Source organism: Frigidibacter sp. MR17.24 (assembly GCF_037095655.1).
Classification (GTDB): Bacteria; Pseudomonadota; Alphaproteobacteria; order Rhodobacterales; family Rhodobacteraceae; genus Frigidibacter.
Genome location: NZ_JBAWKE010000004.1, coordinates 240,013 through 260,314 on the forward strand (window position 1 = coordinate 240,013; position 20,302 = coordinate 260,314).

At 70.1% G+C, this 20,302-nt stretch carries 18 protein-coding genes and 1 tRNA gene; 6 read left to right on the top strand and 13 right to left on the bottom strand.

Annotated features, from left to right (window positions below; genetic code table 11):
* Positions 1–283: 283 nt before the first annotated feature.
* The 5 genes from V8J39_RS15550 to V8J39_RS15570 all read right to left on the bottom strand — a co-directional run bounded on the left by V8J39_RS15550 (position 284) and on the right by V8J39_RS15570 (position 5,612).
* Positions 284–1,387 carry a sn-glycerol-3-phosphate import ATP-binding protein UgpC gene (locus V8J39_RS15550; protein ID WP_336461844.1) on the bottom strand — a complete coding sequence of 368 codons (1,104 nt, stop codon included), beginning with the start codon at positions 1,385–1,387 and terminating at the stop codon, positions 284–286.
* A gap of 11 nt (positions 1,388–1,398) precedes the next feature.
* Positions 1,399–2,241 (bottom strand): sn-glycerol-3-phosphate ABC transporter permease UgpE, encoded by an 843-nt coding sequence (gene ugpE, locus V8J39_RS15555; RefSeq protein ID WP_336461845.1) that lies wholly within the window; start codon positions 2,239–2,241, stop codon positions 1,399–1,401.
* Between the two features lie 10 nt (positions 2,242–2,251).
* Positions 2,252–3,205: a carbohydrate ABC transporter permease gene (locus V8J39_RS15560; RefSeq protein WP_442902603.1), complete on the bottom strand. Its 954-nt coding sequence runs from the start codon at positions 3,203–3,205 to the stop codon at positions 2,252–2,254.
* Between the two features lie 91 nt (positions 3,206–3,296).
* Positions 3,297–4,601: an extracellular solute-binding protein gene (locus V8J39_RS15565; RefSeq protein WP_336461846.1), complete on the bottom strand. Its 1,305-nt coding sequence runs from the start codon at positions 4,599–4,601 to the stop codon at positions 3,297–3,299.
* Positions 4,602–4,742: 141 nt separating this feature from the next.
* A complete protein-coding gene (locus tag V8J39_RS15570; protein WP_336461847.1) occupies positions 4,743–5,612 on the bottom strand; it encodes a protein-disulfide reductase DsbD domain-containing protein in 870 nt (289 codons plus the stop codon).
* A 133-nt stretch (positions 5,613–5,745) separates the two neighbouring features.
* Here V8J39_RS15570 and V8J39_RS15575 point away from each other — a divergent pair, with 133 nt between their 5' ends.
* A complete protein-coding gene (locus V8J39_RS15575; protein ID WP_336461848.1) occupies positions 5,746–6,312 on the top strand; it encodes a YqgE/AlgH family protein in 567 nt (188 codons plus the stop codon).
* A gap of 14 nt (positions 6,313–6,326) precedes the next feature.
* Here the strand turns inward: V8J39_RS15575 and V8J39_RS15580 are convergent, their stop codons facing one another.
* Positions 6,327–7,064, bottom strand: coding sequence for a rhomboid family intramembrane serine protease (locus tag V8J39_RS15580; protein ID WP_336461849.1), 738 nt, complete (start codon positions 7,062–7,064; stop codon positions 6,327–6,329).
* A 101-nt stretch (positions 7,065–7,165) separates the two neighbouring features.
* Positions 7,166–10,621, bottom strand: coding sequence for a bifunctional proline dehydrogenase/L-glutamate gamma-semialdehyde dehydrogenase PutA (putA, locus tag V8J39_RS15585; RefSeq protein ID WP_336461850.1), 3,456 nt, complete (start codon positions 10,619–10,621; stop codon positions 7,166–7,168).
* Between the two features lie 116 nt (positions 10,622–10,737).
* Between putA and V8J39_RS15590 the strand changes: the two genes are divergently transcribed.
* The 3 genes from V8J39_RS15590 to V8J39_RS15600 all read left to right on the top strand — a co-directional run bounded on the left by V8J39_RS15590 (position 10,738) and on the right by V8J39_RS15600 (position 13,172).
* Entirely contained in the window at positions 10,738–11,205 is a 468-nt protein-coding gene (locus V8J39_RS15590; RefSeq protein ID WP_336461851.1) for an Lrp/AsnC family transcriptional regulator, read from the top strand.
* A 113-nt stretch (positions 11,206–11,318) separates the two neighbouring features.
* A tRNA-Leu gene (locus V8J39_RS15595) sits at positions 11,319–11,404 on the top strand.
* 112 nt (positions 11,405–11,516) lie between these two features.
* Positions 11,517–13,172: an FMN-binding glutamate synthase family protein gene (locus V8J39_RS15600; RefSeq protein WP_336461852.1), complete on the top strand. Its 1,656-nt coding sequence runs from the start codon at positions 11,517–11,519 to the stop codon at positions 13,170–13,172.
* 411 nt (positions 13,173–13,583) lie between these two features.
* Here V8J39_RS15600 and V8J39_RS15605 read toward each other — a convergent pair whose 3' ends face one another.
* The 6 genes from V8J39_RS15605 to V8J39_RS15630 all read right to left on the bottom strand — a co-directional run bounded on the left by V8J39_RS15605 (position 13,584) and on the right by V8J39_RS15630 (position 17,305).
* Positions 13,584–14,327 carry a DUF1217 domain-containing protein gene (locus V8J39_RS15605; protein WP_336461853.1) on the bottom strand — a complete coding sequence of 248 codons (744 nt, stop codon included), beginning with the start codon at positions 14,325–14,327 and terminating at the stop codon, positions 13,584–13,586.
* A gap of 44 nt (positions 14,328–14,371) precedes the next feature.
* Complete coding sequence (gene flbT, locus V8J39_RS15610) at positions 14,372–14,776, bottom strand: flagellar biosynthesis repressor FlbT (protein ID WP_336461854.1); 405 nt, start codon at positions 14,774–14,776, stop codon at positions 14,372–14,374.
* Positions 14,773–15,144 (bottom strand): flagellar biosynthesis regulator FlaF, encoded by a 372-nt coding sequence (flaF, locus tag V8J39_RS15615; protein WP_336461855.1) that lies wholly within the window; start codon positions 15,142–15,144, stop codon positions 14,773–14,775. The genes flbT and flaF overlap by 4 nt, the downstream gene beginning before the upstream one ends.
* Positions 15,145–15,232: 88 nt before the next feature.
* The gene (locus V8J39_RS15620) at positions 15,233–16,483 is read right to left on the bottom strand and encodes a flagellin (protein ID WP_336461856.1); all 1,251 of its coding nucleotides are present in this window, start codon (positions 16,481–16,483) and stop codon (positions 15,233–15,235) included.
* A 173-nt stretch (positions 16,484–16,656) separates the two neighbouring features.
* Complete coding sequence (locus V8J39_RS15625) at positions 16,657–16,992, bottom strand: hypothetical protein (RefSeq protein WP_336461857.1); 336 nt, start codon at positions 16,990–16,992, stop codon at positions 16,657–16,659.
* Entirely contained in the window at positions 16,985–17,305 is a 321-nt protein-coding gene (locus V8J39_RS15630; RefSeq protein WP_336461858.1) for a chemotaxis protein chel, read from the bottom strand. The genes V8J39_RS15625 and V8J39_RS15630 overlap by 8 nt, the downstream gene beginning before the upstream one ends.
* 111 nt (positions 17,306–17,416) lie before the next feature.
* Here V8J39_RS15630 and V8J39_RS15635 point away from each other — a divergent pair, with 111 nt between their 5' ends.
* Both V8J39_RS15635 and V8J39_RS15640 read left to right on the top strand, forming a co-directional pair.
* Complete coding sequence (locus tag V8J39_RS15635; protein ID WP_336461859.1) at positions 17,417–19,591, top strand: flagellar hook-length control protein FliK; 2,175 nt, start codon at positions 17,417–17,419, stop codon at positions 19,589–19,591.
* Positions 19,592–19,608: 17 nt separating this feature from the next.
* Positions 19,609–20,283 carry a flagellar hook capping FlgD N-terminal domain-containing protein gene (locus tag V8J39_RS15640; RefSeq protein WP_336461860.1) on the top strand — a complete coding sequence of 225 codons (675 nt, stop codon included), beginning with the start codon at positions 19,609–19,611 and terminating at the stop codon, positions 20,281–20,283.
* Positions 20,284–20,302 lie beyond the last annotated feature (19 nt).

Consider the following 20,302-nt stretch of genomic DNA (forward strand, 5'->3'; position numbering starts at 1 on the left):
GTCGGTCCCCGTCGACGATCGGTTGCGGTCAAGGCGCCCGGGCGTGCCTGCGCCCCGGCTGCGCGTCCCCCGGGGCCGGCGGTTCCCCCCGACCCGAAGCGCAGGCAAGCTTTAGCCGATCCGCCGGCGGAATTCCGATCACAATTCGCGGGTGCGGCGCTTTTTTCGCCGCGCACTGCGGCAGCGCCGCCGCAATGGTCGCGCGGTGCCCGCGAAACCGGCAGTTTCGCGCCCCGGCCCTACCCCAACCTATGCCTGTACCGGTCCCGTCGTGCCGCAGCGCCTAGGCCCGCGCCGGAACCGGCGCCTGCCAGACGGCCGGGCGCGGCTCCGCGGTCTCGATCCGGCGGCCCGAGGCGATGTCGAACAGGTGCAGCGCCTGCGGATCGGGCACCAGCGCCAGCTCGGGCCCAAGCTCCAGCGTCACCGGCAGCGCGGCGACCAGCGCCTGGCCCTCGACATGGCCATGCACCAGCCGCTGCGCGCCCAGCTCCTCGACATAGGCCACGGCGAAGGGCAGCGCGCCGGGCGTGCCCGGCGCCACGGGGCGCAGGCTTTCCGGGCGGATGCCAAGCATCGCCGCCCCGTCCGGCGCGCCGGGCAGCTGCAGCCCCGACGGGCCGAGCCGCACCCAGCCGCCCGCGCATTCCACGTCGATCAGGTTCATCGCCGGCGAGCCGATGAAGCCCGCCACGAAGGCCGAGGCCGGGCGGTGATACAGCTCGAGCGGCCGCCCCACCTGTTCGACCCGGCCGCCGTTCAGCACCACCAGCCGATGCGCCAGCGTCATCGCCTCGAGCTGGTCGTGGGTGACATAGACCGAGGTCGTGCCCAGCCGCGCCTGCAGCTGCTTGATCTCGCCGCGCATCTGCACCCTGAGCTTCGCGTCGAGGTTCGAGAGCGGCTCGTCGAACAGGAACACCGCCGGTTCGCGCACGATGGCGCGCCCCATGGCGACGCGCTGGCGCTGCCCGCCCGAGAGCGCGCGCGGCTTGCGGTCGAGGTAGCGGCCCAGTTCCAGCATCCGCGCGGCCTCGGCCACCCGGGCCTCGATCTCGGCCGCCGGCACCTTTCGGTTGCGCAGCCCGTAGGCGAGGTTCTCGCGCACGGTCATGTGCGGGTAAAGCGCGTAGTTCTGGAACACCATCGCGATGTCGCGATGCGCGGGATCGAGGTCGTTGACCACCCGCCCGCCGATCGCGATCTCGCCGCCCGAGATCGCCTCGAGCCCGGCGATCATGCGCAGCAGCGTGGACTTGCCGCAGCCCGAGGGACCGACAAGCACCAGGAACTCGCCCTCGGCGATGTCGAGATCGACACCGGCCACCGAGGGGGCGGCCGCGCCGGGATAGGTCTTGGAGACGTTGCGGAGGGAGATCGCGCCCATGGGTCCGGTCCTTACTTGTCGCTCTCGGTCAGGCCCTTGATGAACCACCGCTGGAAGATGACGACCACCGCGACGGGGGGCAGCATCGCCAGCACCGCCAGCGCGAAGGCCTGGTTGTAGTCGGGGATCTGGCTGCCGACCCAGACCTGCAGGATCGACTTGATGCCGCGCATGAGCGTGAACATCCGCTCGTCCGTGGTCATCAGCATCGGCCAGAGATACTGGTTCCAGCCATAGACGAACATGATGATGAACATCGCCGCGATCATCGTGCGCGACAGCGGCACGAGGATGTCCCAGAAGAACTTCACCGGCCCCGCGCCGTCGATCCGCGCGGCCTCCAGCAGCTCGTCGGGGACCGAGCGGAAGAACTGGCGGAAGTAGAAGGTGCCGGTGGCCGAGGCCAGCAGCGGCACGATCAGCCCGGGGTAGGTGTTGATCAGGCCAAGGTCGGACATCACCTGGAACGAGGGCACGATGCGCACCTCGAGCGGCAGCAGGAGCGTGGTGAAGATCACCCAGAACAGCACGGTGGCGAAGCGGAAGCGGAAGTAGACCAGCGCATAGGCCGCGAGCATCGAGAACACGATCTTGCCGACCGCGAAGCCCAAGCCGAGGATCAGCGAGTTCATCAGCATCCGAAGGCCGGTCACCTCGCCGGTGAAGCCGCCCTGCCGGGTCAGCACCTCGGCATAGGTCGCGGGCCCGTTGCTGCCGGGCAGGATCTGCAGGCCGCCGGTATGGATCTCGGCCGCGGTATGGGTCGAGGTCATGAAGGCGACCAGCACCGGCGCGGCAAGGAACACCGCGCCGAGGATCAGGATCAGGTGGTCGAGGGGACGGGTGCGATGCATCGGGCGGGCCTCAGCCGTAGTGGATGCGCTTCTCGAGGAAGCGGAACTGAAGGATGGTCAGCGCGAAGACCACGACCATCAGGATCACCGACTGCGCCGAGGACCCGCCGATGTCGTTGCCGCGGAAGCCGTCGTTGTAGACCTTGTAGACCAGCGTGACCGGGTTGTTGGCGGGCTTGTCCTTCAGCATCACGTCGATGATCCCGAAGGTGTCGAACAGCGCGTAGGTCACGTTGATGATCAGCAGGAAGAACGCGGTCGGCGCCAGCAGCGGCAGCGTCACGGTACGGAACCGCCGCCAACCGCTCGCGCAGTCGATCATCGCCGCCTCGCGCACCGAGACCGGCACCGCCTGCAGCCCGGACAGGAAGAAGATGAAGTTGTAGGGCACCTGCTTCCAGACCGAGACCGCGATCATCGCGGTGGCGGTGTCGACATAGTCGAGGCCCACCTGCATGTCCCAGCCGAGCCAGCGCGCGAAGGTGACGAAGGGGCCGATGTGCATGTCGAAGAACATCATCCCGATCAGCCCCGAGACCGGCGGCGCGATGGCGTAGACCGCGATCAGCAGCGTCTTGTAGGTCGCGGCACCGCGGATCACCGCGTCGGCCTTGACCGCCAGCAGAAGCCCGATCGCGAGCGCGAGCGCGGTGACGATCGCGGTGAAGGCGGCGGTGAACCGCGCGACGCGGTGGTATTCCGCCGAGCCCAGCGCGTCGGTGTAGTTCGACAGGCCCACGAAGGTGGCGCCGAAGCCGAACGGGTCCTCGATGTAGAAGGACGAGGTCACGGCCTGGACCGAGGGCCAGTAGAAGAACACCGCCACCACGATCAGCTGCGGCGCGAGGAACAGCCAGGGCAGGACCGGGGCGTCGAACTGCACGCGCTTGGCGGGCGCCGGCGCTGCGGCCGGGGCGCGGCTGCGGCGCACCCGCGCGGCGCGCAGGGGCGGGCTTTCGGTCAGATCGGCCAAGGCGGGCTCCGTCGGCGGGAATGGGGAAAGGCACGGGGCCGGGGGTCATGCCCCCGGCCCCGGCGCGGGGTCGCGACCCGGATCAGCCGGCGGTCTTGGCGAAGCGGGCCAGAAGCGCGTCGCCTTCCGACTTGATCGTCTCGAACGCGTCCTCGACCGAGGTCTCGCCCGAGAAGATGCGGTTGAACTCGCGCTCCTCGATCGAGCGGATCTGCGGGTAGAAGCCCAGGCGATAGCCCTTCGACCACTCGCCGCCCGGCAGGGTCAGCTGCTTGATGCCGACCTCGGCCACCGGCTTCTCGTCGTAGTAGCCTTCCGATTTCGCCAGCTCGTAGGCGGCGGTGGTGATCGGCACGTAGCCCGTGGCCTTGTGGTAGAAGACCTGGATCTCGGGCGAGGTCAGGAACTGGAAGAAATCGGCGGTGCACTTGTTCTGCGCCTCGTCGTGGCCGGCCATCGCGAAGAGCGCGGCGCCGCCGATGAAGCTGTTGGTGCCCGCGCCCTCGATCGAGGACCAGTAGGGCAGGAAATCGGCCGAGAACGGCATGGTGGCGGTCGACTGCAGCCCGCCGAACGACCCCGACGAGCCGATCCACATCGCGACCTTGCCCTGTTCGAACGGGGCCTGGTTGTCGGACCAGCCGGCACCGTAGAAGCCGAAGAGGCCGGCGTCGTGCCATTCCTTCAGCTTGGTCCACATCATCAGCAGGTTCGGGTCGGTCGCGTTGATCGTCGTGCCCTCGACCGAGTCGTAGCCGTTGGTGTTCGACGCCATCTGCACGTTGTTGCGCGAGAAGAAGTTCTCGAAGAACATCCAGGTCAGCTGGCTGCCGACCAGCGGGATGTAGCCCGCCGCCTTCAGCTTCGGCGCGATCGTCTCGAACTCTTCCCAGGTCTTCGGCGGCGCGACGCCGGCTTTCTCGAAGGCCTCGGTGTTGGTGTACATGATCGGCGCGGACGAGTTGAACGGCATGCCGACGAACTTGCCGTTCGCGTCGGCGTAGAAATAGCGCACGCCGTTGACGAAGGCATCGCGGTCGAAGCTGTAGCCGGCCTTGGTGATCAGGTCCTCGGCCGGGATCGTGGCGCCCGGGGCGTTCATGATCGTGGCCGCGCCCGCATCGAAGACCTGCAGGATGTTGGGCTGCTCGCCCGAGCGGAAGGCGGCGATGCCCGAGGCCAGCGCCTCCTCATAGGTGCCGCGCGACACCGGGGTCAGCGCGCAGGCCTGCTGCGACTCGTTGAAGCGCTTGGAGATCTCGTTGATGACCTCCTGGTTCTTGCCGCCCATGCCGTGCCACCAGGTGATCTCGGTGGCGGCCTGCGCCTGGGCGGTGGCCAGGGTGGCGATCAGGGCGATCGCGGAAACCGTCGCGTTGCGGAGCATGTCTGTCCCTCGGATGTTCGGGGAATCCGGCGCGGGATTCCGCTTCGATGTCTCGAGGGGGTGCTTAGGGGCGCGATGTGACCCTGACGTTGCAGTTCGATATCAGTTTGATGACGCCGCCACCGGCGCCCGGGGCCGCGCTCAGCCGTTGCAGCCGGCGACCTCGACGGCCCGGCCGGGGCTGAGCACGGTGATGCGCAGCTTCGAGCGGTCGAGCATCACCGGGCCCGCGGTCGAGGGCACGAGGTCGGACGAGGCAACAAGCTGGCCGCCGTCGCGGTGCGTCTCGCTGTCCGAGACCCAGATCGTCGGGTCCGCGGGTTCGAACACCGCGATCTCGCCGCTGTCGGTCGCCCCGGCGGGGCCCGCGACCTGTCCGGTGCCGCGCGGGGCGGGCAGCGACAGCGTGGCGGTGACGCGCAGCCCGTCCGACGTCGGCTCGACCGCGCAGTCGATGCCGCGCAGACCCGCGTCGCGGCCACGCACCGGCTGGCGCGCCAGCGCCGCGCGGATCGCCGGGTCCGGCGTGCCCTCGCCCGCGAGGTCGATGGCCGCGCGCAGGCTGACCGGCACGCAGATGTCGCGGCAGACGCCGATGTCGATCTCGGCATGCAGATTGACCGGCTGCGACGGGTCGCGGGGCGTGACCTCGACCGGCAGCACCAGCTCGTGCTTGTAGCCGATCGAGCGCATGCCGTTGAGATCGAAGACCTCGGGCGTGGGCCAGCGAAGCGCGACCGAGCCAAGGTTCGACGACCCCGACCAGTTGAAGTCCGGCGGGATGCCGGCATCGCCGGGGCTGCGCCAATACGTCTTCCAGCCGTCTGCCAGCGTCAGCCGCAGCGCGGCGATCCGGGTGCCCGAGGCGGTCTGCCAGCCCGGCAGCAACTCGGCCTGGACCATGTCGGCGATCTTCGGCCCCGCCTGCGCCGCGGGCGCGGCCAGGCTCAGCGCGACGAGGACACCGGCAAGGCGGCGCAGGATCTGGGCGGGACGGATCTGGGCTGTCATGGCGCCAAAGTCGTGCAGGCGGCGCCCGAGCGGAAGTCACGTTTGCGCCAGAACCTGCCGCTGTGGCCGCTGCGACACCGCGGCATGTCCGGCGGTCCTTGACGATGCCGCAGCGGGTGCCAAGCTTCTGGCCATGGAAAGCAACCTCGACCTGACCGGCAAGCTTCTCGTGGCCATGCCCGGCATGGGGGATTCCCCCTTCGACCGCAGCGTGGTGTTCCTGTGCGTGCACAGCCCCGAGGGGGCGATGGGCCTGATCGTGAACAAGCCCGTGCGCGAGATCAGCTTCCCCGAGCTGCTTGATCAGCTTGGCATCGCCCGCGGCCCCGAAAGCCGCGAGATCCGCGTGCACATGGGCGGCCCGGTCGAGCATGGCCGCGGCTTCGTGCTGCATTCGGGCGACTATCCCGGCTCGGACGCGACGCTGAAGGTGGACGACCGCTTCGCGATGACGGCGACGGTCGACATCCTTGTCGCGCTGGCGCGCGGCGGCGGTCCGCGCCGGTCGCTGATGGCGCTCGGCTATGCCGGCTGGGGGCCGGGGCAGCTGGAATCCGAGATCCTGCAGAACGGCTGGCTGACCGCCGATGCCTCGCCCGACCTCGTGTTCGGCGAGGGCGACGGCGGCAAGTGGGAGGCCGCGCTGCGCAGCCTCGGGGTCGATCCCTCGGGGCTGTCCTCGGCGGCCGGGCACGCCTGAGCGCCTGCGCCGGGTCAGGGCCGGCGGCGGGCGACGCGGGGCACATGCGTCGGCGCCAGTGCCGGGGCATGCGGCGGGCGGCCGCCGGTCAGGCGCCAGAACCGCGGCCCGCCCCGGCGCAGCCACAGCGGCAGGCACAGGATCGCCCCGGCGACGAAGCCGCCGGCATGGGCCCAGTAGGCCACGCCCGCGCCCGGCGCGCCGCGGGTGCCCAGCACCAGCTGGATCGCGAACCAGATCCCCAGCACCGCCCAGGCCCGGACCTGGATGACCTTGAAGAAGATCACGAAGATCAGCAGCACGTCGATGCGGGCGCGCGGGAACATCAGCAGATAGCCTCCCATCACGCCCGCGATCGCCCCCGAGGCGCCGACGGTCGGCACCGTGCTGGACGGATCGGCCAGCACATGCGCCAGCCCCGAGATCACGCCGCAGGCGAGGTAGAAGGCCAGGTAGCGCAGCCGGCCCATCTCGTCCTCGAGGTTGTCGCCGAAGATCCACAGGAACAGCATGTTGCCGCCCAGGTGCATCACCCCGGCATGCAGGAACATCGAGCTGAGGACGCTGTGCCACTGGTAGCCCTGGCTGACCGCCGCCGGGATCAGCGCCCAGTCGACCCAAAGCTGCAGCAGGCCCCGGTCGTCGGCGAAAGCCGGCCATGTCAGCAGGAACACCCCCACGTTGACCGCGATCAGCAACCGCGTGACATGCGCCGGGCGGCGCGAGGGATTGTGGTCGCGGATCGGGAACATGGCGCCGAGCTAGACCGCCGAGTTCAGTCGCCGTCAAGCCCCCGTCCCGCCGTCATCAGACAGGCCGGGGGGCAGGATGGGGGCAGGACGGGGCAGCCCGGTCAGCGGCCACCGGCCTCGGCCAGCAGCTGGGCGTTGCCACCCGAGGCCGTGGTATCGATGCACAGGTGCCGCTCGAGCAGCGCATGGCCGCGATCGGGCTGGCCGGTGACCAGCGGCAGGATCGGCCCCGCGCGGCCCGCCAGCGCCCGGTCATAGGCCCGCGCGGTCTCTGCATCGCCCCAGAAGACCACGGCCGAGAAGCCGTCGAGCGATGCCAGCGCGGCGGGCGGCACGGTGCCCGGCGCGGTCACCGCCACCCCGCCGAAGCCGCGGATCGCCACCGCCTGCGCCTCGGCCGCCGCGACGCCGGGGCCCAGGCACAGCACCGGCAGGCGCGGGTGGTGCGACAACCGGTTCGATTCGCCCGTCGGACCCGGCAGGTCCTGCACCGCGATCGCGCCCGGCGCGGGCCGCGCCGCCGCGATGCGGGGCGCGAGCGCAGGCTCCTCGCCGGTCGCGGCACGGCCCTGCATCGGCGCCGGCTGGCCGCGGAACCGCGCGAGGTAGTCCGGGCCGCCCGCCTTCGGGCCGGTGCCGGACAGCCCCTCGCCGCCGAAGGGCTGGCTGCCGACCACGGCACCGATCTGGTTGCGGTTGACATAGAGGTTGCCGGCGGCGACCGCCTCGGTCACCTCCTGCACGCGGTCGTCGATCCGGCTGTGAAGCCCGAAGGTCAGCCCGTAGCCGGTGGCGGCGATCGCCTGCAGCACCTGCGGGATCTCGCCCGCGCGGAAGGTCGCGACGTGCAGGACCGGCCCGAAGACCTCGTGCCGGAGCGCCGCGATGCCGGGAACGCGGATCAGCGCGGGGCCGATGAAATGGCCCTGCCCGGGCGCCTGCAGCTGCTTGAGCAGCCGACCCTCGGACCGGGCGGTCGTGACATGGGCGCGGATGCCGTCGGCGGCGGCCGCGTCGATCACCGGGCCGATGTCGGTCGCCAGGTGCCAGGGATCGCCCAGCGACAGCTGGTCCATCGCGCCTTCCAGCATCTCGATCAGCGCCGGCGCGATGTCCTGCTGGACATAAAGGCAGCGCAGCGCCGAGCAGCGCTGGCCGGCCGACTGGAAGGCCGACGCGACGATGTCGCGCACCGCCTGTTCCGGCAGCGCGGTCGAATCGACGATCATCGCGTTCAGCCCGCCGGTCTCGGCGATCAGGGGCGTGCCCGGAACGCAGCGCTCGGCCATGGCGGCGCGGATCGCCTGCGCGGTCTCGGTCGAGCCGGTGAAGGCCACGGCCCCCACCCGCGGATCGGCGGCGAGCGGCGCACCGACCGTCGGGCCGTCGCCGGGCAGCAGCTGCAGCGTCGCCGCCGGCACGCCTGCCCGGTGCAGCAGCCGCACCGCGAGATCGGCGATCAGCGGCGTCTGCTCGGCCGGCTTGGCCAGCACCGCGTTGCCCGCGGCCAGCGCCGCGGCGACCTGACCGGTGAAGATCGCCAGCGGGAAGTTCCACGGGCTGATGCAGGTGACGATGCCGCGCGGGCTGCCGGTCAGCGTCGGGATCCGCGCCGCGTAGTACCGCAGGAAATCGACCGCCTCGCGCAGCTCGGCCACGGCATCGGCCTGGGTCTTGCCGGCCTCGGCCGCGAGCAGCGCGAAGATCGGCCCGAATTCGGCCTCGTAAAGCGCGGCCGCCCGCACCAGCACCGCGGCGCGCGCCTCGGGCGCATCGTCCCAGGGGCGGGCGGCGGCGAAGGCGGTCTCGACATCGGCGGCACTCGCCGGCGTCACCTCGGCAAGGGGCGCGCCGGTCGCAGGGTTGTGCGCGAGATAGCGCGTGCCGCCCGCCACGGGCCCCGCGACAAGCGGCGCGGCGGGCACGCCGGGCAGCCGGCGCGCGGCCGCGATCCGGTGCAGCGTCGGCGCGCAGGTCAGGTCGAACCCAGCGGCATTGCCGCGATCGGGGAACAGCGATGGCCCGGTGCGCAGCCCGGCATTCTCGGGCGCGGGCAGCAGCGCCTCGATCGCGGCGAAGGGACAGGCGGCGACGGTCTCGGGCGCGACGCTTTCGTCGACGATCTGGTGCACGAAGCTGGAATTCGCCCCATTCTCAAGGAGCCTGCGCACGAGATAGGCCAGCAGGTCCCGATGCGCGCCGACTGGGGCGTAGATGCGGCAGCGCGTGCCCTCGGCACGGTGGACGATGTCGTGCAGCCGCTCACCCATGCCGTGCAGGCGCTGGAATTCGAACGCGCCGCGATCGGTCGCCATCTCGAGTATCGCGGCCACGGTATGGGCATTGTGGCCGGCGAACATCGGGTAGATCCGGTCGGTCATGCCCAACAGCCTGCGGGCATTGGCGATGTAGCTGACATCGGTCGCCGCCTTGCGGGTGAAGACCGGGAAGCTGTCCAGCCCCAGCACCTGCGCGCGCTTGACCTCGCCGTCCCAGTAGGCGCCCTTGACCAGCCGCAGCATGATCCTGCGGTCAAGCCGGGTGGCAAGCCCGTGCAGCCAGTCAATCGTCGCGCCGCAGCGCCGGCCATAGGCCTGCACCACGACGCCGAACCCGTCCCAGCCCGCCAGCCCGTCGTCGGCCAGCACCGCCTCGATCACCTTCAGCGACAGCACCAGCCGGTCGGCCTCTTCGGCATCGACGGTGAAGCCCATGTTCGCGGCCGCCGCCTTGCGCGCGAGATCGCGCACCACCGGCACCAGCTCGGCCATCACCCGCGCCTCCTGCGCGACCTCGTAGCGCGGATGCAGCGCCGAGAACTTGACCGAGATGCCGGGATTGTCGCGGATGTCCGGCTTCGTGCAGCCCCGCGCGATCGCGTCGATCGCGGCGCCGTAGCTTTGGGCATAGCGGCGCGCGTCGGCGGCGGTCTTCGCCGCCTCGCCCAGCATGTCGTAGCTGTAGGTATAGCCCTCGGCCTCGCGCGTCGCGGCCCGGGTCATCGCCGCGCCGATGCTCTCTCCCAGCACGAACTGGCGGCCCATCTCCTTCATCGCCCGCTGCGTGGCCGCGCGGATCACCGGCTCGCCCAGCCGCCGCACCGCCCCGCGCAGATGGCCCGCAAGGCCCGGCTCGCGCTCCTCGAGCACCCGGCCGGTCAGCATCAGCGCCCAGGTCGAGGCGTTGACCAGCGGCGAGGCCGAATGGCCAAGGTGGCGCGACCAGTCCGAGGGGGCGATCTTGTCCTCGATCAGCGCGTCCATCGTCGGCGCATCGGGAACGCGCAGCAGCGCCTCGGCCAGGCACATCAGCGCGATGCCCTCGTCCGTCGACAGGCCGTACTCGGCAAGGAACACCTCCATCAGCCCCGGCTTCGCGCCGCTGCGGATCTGCCGCACCAGCTGGGCGCCCCTAGCCGAGATCGCGGCCCGCGCCCGCGACGTCAGGGCCGCCGCCTCGATCAGCCGCGGCAGCAGCACGGCCTCGGGCGCGAGGGTGCCGGCGTCGATCGCGGCGAGGGGATCCTGGGCAAAGCTGGACAGGTGGGGCGCGGTCATCGGCGGCATCCATGGCGGGAGGGTTGCGTCACGCCCATGATAGCGCGATGATCAAAGCCAGTTCGCCCGCATATCGGGTTTTGACAGGCGCTTCGCCTGAAGACTTGGAGGTTTTCATGACGAACGGCCCGGCAGAGCTCGACAGGTTCGACCGCGCGATACTCGCCGCCCTGGCGACGGACGGGCGCATGAGCCACACCGAGCTTGCGCGCTGGGTCGGGCTGACGAAATCGCCGGTGCAGGCGCGGGTCAAACGGCTGGAGGATACCGGGGTGATCGCGGGCTATCGCGCGATGCTGAACCCGATCCGGATGGGGCAGGCGCATGTCGCCTTCGTCGAATGCCGGCTGGCCGACACCCGCGAGGCGGCCCTGCAGGCCTTCAACCGCGCCGTGCGCGCCCTGCCCGAGGTCGAGGAGTGCCACATGATCGCCGGCGGCTTCGATTATCTGCTGAAGGTGCGCACCGGCGACATCTCGGAATACCGCCGGGTGCTGGCCGAACGGATCTCGACCCTGCCGCATGTCGCCTCGACCTCGACCTATGTGGCGATGGAGACGGTGAAGGAGACCGGGCTGGGCTGACTGCGCCCGCCTGACGGTCGTCGCCCGACCTTGCCGGCATGAGCTTGGCGGCCGCTGCGGCGCGACCGCGATTGCCGTCGCGGGCCGGTCGGGCTAGGACATCCGGGCCATCTGCGGGCGTGGTGGAATGGTAGACACACGGCACTTAAAATGCCTTGGCCGGAAGGCCGTGGGGGTTCGAGTCCCCCCGCCCGTACCATGACCCTTCGGGACGTCGCGCGCCCCGCGCGGCTGTCGCCGGGGCGGGCTGGACAGCCGGGCGCGCTTCGGCCCAAGGTCGGGGGGTTCCGAGGCCACCCGAGAGACGCCTGATGCAGAAGATCCGCCTGATGAACCGCTACGCGACCTTCGCCCTCTGCGGGGTTCTGGCCGTGGCGTTCCTTGCCCTCAGCCTGTGGTCGGCCTGGATGCTGCTGCCGTTCCTGGCCTTCGCCGCGCTGTTCGGGCTTGGCATCAACGACCTGGTCCAGAGCCGCCATTCGATCCTGCGCAACTACCCGGTGATCGGCCACATCCGCTTCCTGTTCGAGGATTTCCGCCCCGAGATCCGCCAGTACCTGATCGAATCCGACAAGGACGAAGAGCCGTTCTCGCGCGAGATGCGCAGCCTGGTCTACCAGCGCGCCAAGGGGGTCGAGGACAAGCGCCCCTTCGGCACGACCGAGCGGGTCTACGATCCGGGCTACAGCTGGCTGACGCATTCGGTGGTGCCGAAGGTGATCCGCGACAGCGACTTCCGCATCCACATCGGCGGGCCCGACTGCACCCAGCCCTACGATTCGTCGATCTACAACATCTCGGCGATGAGCTTCGGCTCGCTCTCGGCCAACGCGATCCAGGCCCTGAACACCGGTGCCAAGCTTGGCGGCTTCGCCCATGACACCGGCGAGGGCGGGATCTCGCGCTATCACCGGGCGGGCGGCGGCGACCTGATCTACCAGGTCGCCTCGGGCTATTTCGGCTGCCGGCGCGACGACGGCGGCTTCGACCCCGAGAAATTCGCGGCCCAGGCGCGCGATCCGCAGGTCAAGATGATCGAGATCAAGCTGAGCCAGGGCGCCAAGCCCGGCCACGGCGGCATGCTGCCGGCCGCCAAGATCTCGCCCGAGATCGCCGAGGCCCGCGGCATCCCGATGGGGATCGACTGCGTGTCGCCGGCCGCGCACTCGACCTTCTCGACCCCGGTCGGGATGATGGACTTCGTCAAGCAGCTGCGCGATCTGTCGGGCGGCAAGCCCGTCGGCCTGAAGCTGTGCATCGGGCACCGGCGCGAATTCATGTGCATGGTCAAGGCGATGCTGAAGACCGGCGTCACCCCCGACTTCATCGTCGTCGACGGCAAGGAAGGCGGCACCGGCTCGGCCCCGCTGGAATTCGCCAACCGGGTCGGCATGCCGATGATGGATGGGCTGCATTTCGTGCACAACAGCCTGCGCGGCGCGGGGCTGCGCGAGCGGATCAAGATCGGCGCGGCCGGCAAGATCGTGACCGCCTACGACCTTGCGCGCGCTCTCGCGCTGGGGGCGGACTGGTGCAACTCGGCCCGGGGCTACATGTTCGCAATCGGCTGCATCCAGGCGCAGTCGTGCCACACCAACACCTGCCCCGTCGGCATCGCGACCCAGGACCCGCTGCGCCAGCGCGCGCTCGACGTCGGCGACAAGTCCGAACGGGTGGCGCGGTTCCACCGCAACACCCTGCACGCCCTGGCCGAGATCGCCGGCGCCGCCGGGCTGGAAGATCCGCGCAGCTTCATGCCGTATCACTTCATGTTCCGCAAACGGGACGACTTCCTCGACGGCAACCAGGCCTATCCCTACCTGCCGGAAGGTTTCCTGCTGGCGGAGACCGAGGTCGAAGAGCTTTGGGAGTGGCATCGCCGCTGGGATCGCGCCTCGGCCGACACCTTCCTGCCCAGCATGATCCCGCCCGGGCCGTTCGAGGTGCCGCCGCGCGCCCGGCCGTGACCGCCGTCCGCGAGACAACGGGACCGGGCGGCTGTACGGTCCCGACCTGCCGTCACGATCGCCCCACGGTCCATCGCCACGCGCTGCATCGAGTCTCACCCCGGGTGGCCACGCGCGCGGTGCCGGGACGCGCAGCGCTTTCCGGCGCACAGAGTTTCGTGGCCCATGACGGTTCGCGACCCGTAACGCTTCGCGACACGCAAGGCTACGCGACGCGCAAGGCTTCGCGACACGCAGCGGAGCACGACGCGCCGTGCATGGCACCGCAAGGTCCGTGGCGTCGCGCAATCCATCACGACGCGCCCCGATGGCGGCACACAATCCCCCTCGGGACCTTGGCGCCAGCCAAGGCGCCCGGCCAGAGCCGTCGGCTGCGCCCCACGGCAGTGAGGTGTCAGGCACTGCCCGATGTCAGGCACCGCCCAGCAGTTGCACCGCGATCGCTGCCCCGCTGAGACCGGTCTGCGTGCCGCTGGCATCGGCGCGGGCGAGATACTGGCGGACCAGGCGATCAAGGGTATCGGGATCGCTGAACTGCGCGAAATCGCGCGAACCGAAGTAGCGGTCGGCGCGGTCACGCATCGTCTCGAGCTGCAGGTCGATGTCGATCGCGCCGAAAGCTGTCGGAAGGCCGAAGGCCGTCTCGAACACCGTCCGCAGCGGTTTCGACCCCAGAACGCTGAACCACCGCGTCGCGTCCGACGACCCATCCGTGGCCAGCGCGGCCAGCTCGCGCTGGGCATTCAGCGCGAAGCGAAAGCTCTCGTTGCTGTCGCCCACCGCGACCTCAAAGGACCGGTCGAGGTATTGCGCGGTGATAAGATCCGCGAAGCCTTCGTCTCCGGTATGGACGGTTCCGTCACCGAAGCCGAAAACCCGCGCCAGCGACAGGTAGGCCTTGTTCGACACCCGGTTCGCCAGATCCGTCGAGTCGGTCGTGCCGTCGGACAGGATCCTCGTGATGAAATAGCGGCTGTTGATATCGTCCTGCAGGCCGAAAGCGCCCAGCGCCACGGACAAAAGCTGCCGGTCCGCGACAAGCTCTTCGGCCGTCGTGATGCCCGCGATCCGCTCGCGGAAGGCCTCGACATTCCGGGCGGGCTCTCCCGACGCGGCATAGGCCGCTTTCTGGGTGGCCATCGTCCGGTTCAGCATCATCCACCCGGCATAGCCGCCGATCGGCGTGACGGGCTGAAAGCTCATTTCTGGGCAGCGGCCAGCAGCCGCTCCTCCCGTGGCAGAAGGCCGCGAAGCGCCTTAAGCGCCTGATAGGGCTGGTCGGCCACGACCGCGACCGTCGCCTGCCGAAGATGTGTGCGGCTGTCCGGATCTGTCAGGACCTGGCTCAGCTGTTCGATGCCACGCAGCAATTGGAACCGCGCCTCTTCCGGCTCCGCATCGCCCGACAACACCAGTTGGGCGATATAACAGACCCGCCGGACCGGCGTGTTGACCTCGTCCGGATGGATCGCGTCGCGCAGCCGCAGGATATGGGCGTTGGGCGTCATAATCGCCAGACGCGATCGCCGCTCGCCGTTCTCGATGACCGCGCCGTTAATCAGAACCCGTTCCTGGGGCCCGAGTTTCAGAACCAGGCCCGTCATGTCGCCGGCCCGGCGGCGCGCAAGCCGCGCATGATCATCGTGTTGATATCGATCAGGACCTGCGCCTCGGCCTCGCCCGAGGACACCTTGCGGCTGTGCTGCCGGGTGAATTCGGCGAGGTAGAGCAGCCGTGCGCGCAGATCGTCAGGCAACCCGTTGTCGGGAAGGGCCAGATCCGACGCCAGAACCTGCCACAGCCGGCGGTTCTCGTGCAGGGCCGCGATCATGTCGACGAAGACACCGTTCGACCGCGCCCGCTGCAGTTGCCCGGTCACCCGAGCGAAGATCTCGTATTCGATGCCCCGCGCCGTCCGAACCGGCTCGCTGGGGGCGGAATAGGCCGTTTTGGCCATCCTGGTCGCATTCATGTACCCTCTCCCGTAGCAGGAGGCCTCGATCTCGCCACGGCTTCGCCGTCAGGCGGGACGGACGGTGGACCGCCCGCCCCGTTGGTTATCAGCGGAACAGCGCCAGGATGTTCTGCGGCTGCTGGTTCGCGATCGACAGCGCCTGGATGCCAAGCTGCTGCTGCGTCTGCAGAGCCTGGAGCCGCGCCGACGCCTCTTCCATGTTGGCATCGATGAGCGCGCCGATCCCGGTCTTCATCGCGTCGGTCAGGCCCGAGATGAAGTCGGACTGGGTCTGGATCCGGCCTTCGGCCGAACCGAAGGCGGCCGCGGCCCGCGTGGCCGTCGCGATCAGGGTCTCGACATTGGCGAGCGCCGACGTCGGATCGGTCGTGACGTCGATGCCGGACATCAGGCCAAGGCCACCGGAACCCGCGTTCTGATACTGCGCGGTGATCCGAAGGTCGGCCCCAAGGTCCGCAACACCGCTGGTGTCGGTATCGGCGACGATGAAGGTCAGCGTCGTGTCAGTACCACCAGAGTTGGCCGCGAAGTTCACGCGAAGGTCGGTGATGCCAAGCTTGTCGGCCGCCGTCTTCAGGCCCGCGCCGATCAGATCCGTGACCGCCGCAGCGGTCTGGGCGGCATCCTCGGCCGTCACGGTATAGCTGACCTTCTTGTCACCGAGCGAGATGGTGATCTTGTCCCCGGCGGCATAGGTCACGGCGTCGTCGAGCACCAGCGAAACGCCGGTGGTGCTGTCGGTCTGGCCCAGCGTCATCACCGCGACATCGGCGTTGGTCGAGGCACCGGTCGTCCCGGTGAAGGCGGCCGCCGCGGTGTAGCCGCCACTGGACAGGTCCTGACGCGCGACGTCGATCGTCGAGGTGGCGACGCTGCCCGTCGTGGAGCGGTCGAGCGACGACAGGATGCGCATGTCGCTCGAGGACGAGCCGTTGATCAGGTTCAGGCCGTTGAACTGCGCGGCGCCGACGATCGAGTTGATCTGGTCTTTCAGCGCCGAGATGTCGGTCTGCAGGGTCGTGCGATCGACGTTCTCTTCCTGGGCCGCGACGATCTTGCCCTTCATGTCGGTGAGCAGGCCGGTGATCGTCTCCGCCGCCTTGCGCGCGGTGGCGACGGTCGATTCGCCCAGATCGAGGCTCGAGGCGATGCCCTGGAAGCCCTTCACGTCGGATTCCATGACTTTCGAGATGGCCCAGACCGCCGCGTTGTCCTTGGCGCTGGAGATGCTCTTGCCCGTCGAAATCTCCGACTGGGTCTTCCCGAGGCCCGCGTTGATGCCTTTGAGGGTCTGCAGCGCCACCATGGCGCCGGTGTTCGTGAGAATGCTCGACATAGATGTCGTCCCTTGGAAAAGCGCCTTTTGCGCCGGATGTCAGGAGAGCCCCTTCCGGGGCGCGAGGGCGTTCTCGCCGCCGCGCCAGTCTTCGGCGCGCCGCCCGCTTCCGGGACGCAGGGCCACATTCGCCGAGAGATCCTAAGAAGCCCTGAACGAATCATCGGCCCCGCTCAGGCCTTGCGCACGACCCCTGGCGGCGCGGTGGCGATGACCCGGGCCCGGCCGCGGGCGTCGTAGCTTTCCAGCCGCCCGCCGGCCCGCCGCAGCGCCTCGACATGGTCGACGGCCGAGGTGACGCCGGCGATCGCGGCCGCGAGCAGCCGGCCGTTGCGGGCCGCCAGCAACTGCAGGCGCCGGACCGCCGCCGGCGTCGCCCCGCGCTGCTCGATCCGCGCGATCAGCTCCGCCTTGCGGCCGAGAAGCTCGGGCAGCCGGCCGATCTCGCCGGCCCGCAGCAGGGCCGCCTCGCGCCGCAGCAGCCGCTCGAGCGCCGCCGCGTCACTCATCCGGCGCACCCGACGGCGCACTCGACGGTGCCGCGTCGGCGAACGCGCCGGCCGTCAGCAACCGCTCGGCCAGCCCGATTCCCCCGGCCGCGACGATGGCCCGCGCCTGGGCATCGCAGATCATCGAGGCGACCTGCTCCTCGCCGATACCGCCACCGAAGCTTTCGCGTGGACGGCCGAGGCCCATCTCCTTGAAAACCGTGGCGAGGAAGCTGGCCTCGAACGCATCGACCGCCTCCGCCTTCGAGGGCAGGCGCACGGATCCCGGCGGCCCGGGCTGGGCGGACGGGACGGGGAAGGAAACGGGGTCCATCGGCATCTCCGGATCGTGGCGATTTCTGGGCATTTGCCGCTGTCGCGGTAAACATCTGGTAATGCGCAGGGCGGAAAACCGGGGGGTGCTCCCTAGGTCCAGAGGTCCGCCGTGCAGGCAAGCCTTGCCCCGACATTTCTTCGCATCGTGCAGTTCTTTCGCGGCGGCGAGGAACCGGCCACGCCTGACCAGACCGGATTCGCGGCCGTCCTCGACGAGGCGGGAGCGGCCGAAGCCCCTGCTGACCCGACCGCCCCGCCCAGCGAGGTCGCGGCGCCGGACGTCGCGGCGCTGGTGGCCGTGCCCCGCCCCGACGCCACGCGCGATGTGTCCCTGATCGGCGTCGTCTTTGACGAGACCGGTTGGGCGGCGGACGAGCCCGTCGACGCGCCCGATGTCGATGCGACCACAGATTTCGCCGAGCCCTCATCGGCCAACGCGACGCCCGATGCGGCACCGCCTCCCGGCCACCCGCCCGGAGCCCCCGTGCCCAGCCTGCCGCGGATGGCGCAGCAGCCGTCCGGTCGAGGGTCCGGGCTGTCCGGCCCGTCGCCCGAGATCGACCCGCAGGCAAACAGCGGTGCCGATGCCATCGACCCGGGCGCGAGCGCAGAGACCGAAGCTGAGGCAGAGGACAGGATCCACCCGCACGCCGGCCCGAGCGACGCGCCCTCCGCCCGCATTGCCGAGAGCCCGGCCACCAACACTCTTGGCGTGGCGCCAACGCCCCTTGCAGCCGGCCAGGGCAAAGCCAGCGGAGACCTGGGTGACAAGGCGGAGCTGTCGCGGGCGGCCGCGACGACGACGGCCAAGTCTGCCCTTGAGCCCGCGTCGGCGCGGTCGACCCCCTCGGGACCACAGGCCGATCCCGCACCGGCCATCGAGCGATCGGCGGAGACGCCGACGCGCCTGGCAGAGATGACGAGCGCAGAATTCGGCCGGTCTTCAGTGCCGGCCACGGAGGCAGGGCGACCCGTCCGCACAGCCCCGGCGGAACAGCCGTCCGACCGCGCGACAGGGATCGCCACTGCCTCCTCGCGCGAAGCGGTGCGCGACGGGGGGGAGACGTCGTCATCTCTCCCATCGCCCTCGCTGGACCAAGCGGACGCTGGCTCCGTGCCGCGATCATCCGACGCCGCCGCAGACGAACCGCCGATCGACTCCGGGCAAGCGGCCGAGGCCCTGCAGACCGGCGCGCCTCACGTGCGTCGGGATGGCGCCACGCGCATCGGGCAGTCGCTGTCCGCGGCGCCGGAGGCCGCGCCAAGCGCCGCCCCGGCGATCCAGCCGTCTATGGCCCCACCTCCGCGGCCCGCCCCCCCGAGGGGGCCGAAGGCGGAAACGGAGGCCGTCGTCCCGGCTGAGCGGGCTGGGACAACGGCGACGACGGGCCCGTCTCCGGTGCAGTCCGATCCGCCGCCTGCCCAGTCGACGCCCCTTCCCGCGACAGCAGTCTTCGAGCCGCCTGGATCGCGTCGCCCGACCGAACTTCCGTGGTCCTCGCAATCGCTGGCAGGCGCTTCGCTCGTCACGAAAACCGAACCTGGACGTATCGCCCCGAGGCCGCAACCGTCGCGGACGCAGACCGCAGCGCGCAGTGCCGAGTCCGCCGAGCCCGCCAGAGACATTTCTTCCCCTGTTTCGACCCTGACGACGGAGAAAGCGGCAGAGGGACTGGCGGTCAACCTGCTGCCCCAGGCGCGCAGCATCGGCCGGGTCGCGGCTGCGGCCGATCCCGCGGTCGGAAGCGGCGGATCAGAGACGAGGGTCGATCCGATGTCCGGCCTGGCGGTGCCGACGGACCGGGCGACGGGCCATGGCCAGGCGCAGCGCGCACCGTCGCACGCGCAGGCCGCCACGGCGCAGCAGGACCTGCCAGCCAGCTGGCCCGGCGCCCAGATCGCCGCACGCATCCGGATGACCCAGGATCATTCCATCGACATAGAGCTGTCGCCGCGCGAACTCGGCCATCTGAAGCTGTCGCTGCACCCCGCGGCCGAAGGTCTGACGATCGCCATCGCCGCGGAGCGGCCGGAAACCCTGGACCTGCTCAAGCGACATGCCGATCAGCTGATGCGCGACATCCGCGACACCGGCCTTGGCAATGCGACCTTCTACTTCGCACAGGATCGCTCCACCGGCTCGCAGCGGCGCTCCGACCGGTCCCGTCCCGAGGCGGAGGAGGACTTTCCCCGCCTCGCCGAAACGCGCGGCCCGCAAGCGGCGGCGCCAACCTCTGCCAGCCGCGCGATCCCGACGTCCGAAACCCTGGATCTGCGGCTCTGAGCCGCTAGGAGATGACCATGGCCGTTACCGAAGTGCTCGGCACGACGACTTCCACCGCGGCGACCCAGACCGCCGCGGACACGTCGTCCACGCCGCAGATCTCGTCCGATTTCCAGACCTTCCTGACCATGCTGACGACGCAGCTGCAGAACCAGGATCCGCTCAACCCGATGGAGGCCACCGATTTCGCCGTGCAGCTCGCGACCTTTTCGGGGGTCGAACAGCAGGTGAAGACAAACAGCCTGCTCGAGGATCTCGGCACGCGGCTCAACGTGCTGGCCCTGTCGGACCTCGTCGGCTGGGTCGGGCTCGAGGCCGAGGCAGAGGGGCCGGTCTGGTTCTCCGGCGACCCGGTGGAACTGACGCTCACCCCCGATTCCGACGCGGAGCGCGAGCTGCTGTCCGTCTACGACAGCTCCAACCACCTCGTGCGGCAGCAGGAAGTGCCGCTGGGCACGACCCGGTTCGACTGGACGGGCACCGATGCCGAGGGCGATCCGCTGCCCGAGGGCGCCTACCACTTCGTCCTTGATCATGTCGTCGGCGGGGTCGCCGCCAGTTCGGACAGCGTCTCCAGCTTCTCGACCATCACCGAGGCCCGCAACGAAGGCGGCTCGGTCATCCTGGTGCGGGAGGGCGGGCTGAGCGTCGCGGCCTCGGCCGTGACCGGCCTGAAGTCTGCCGGCGAGTGAGGCCGCCCGCCTCATGCCA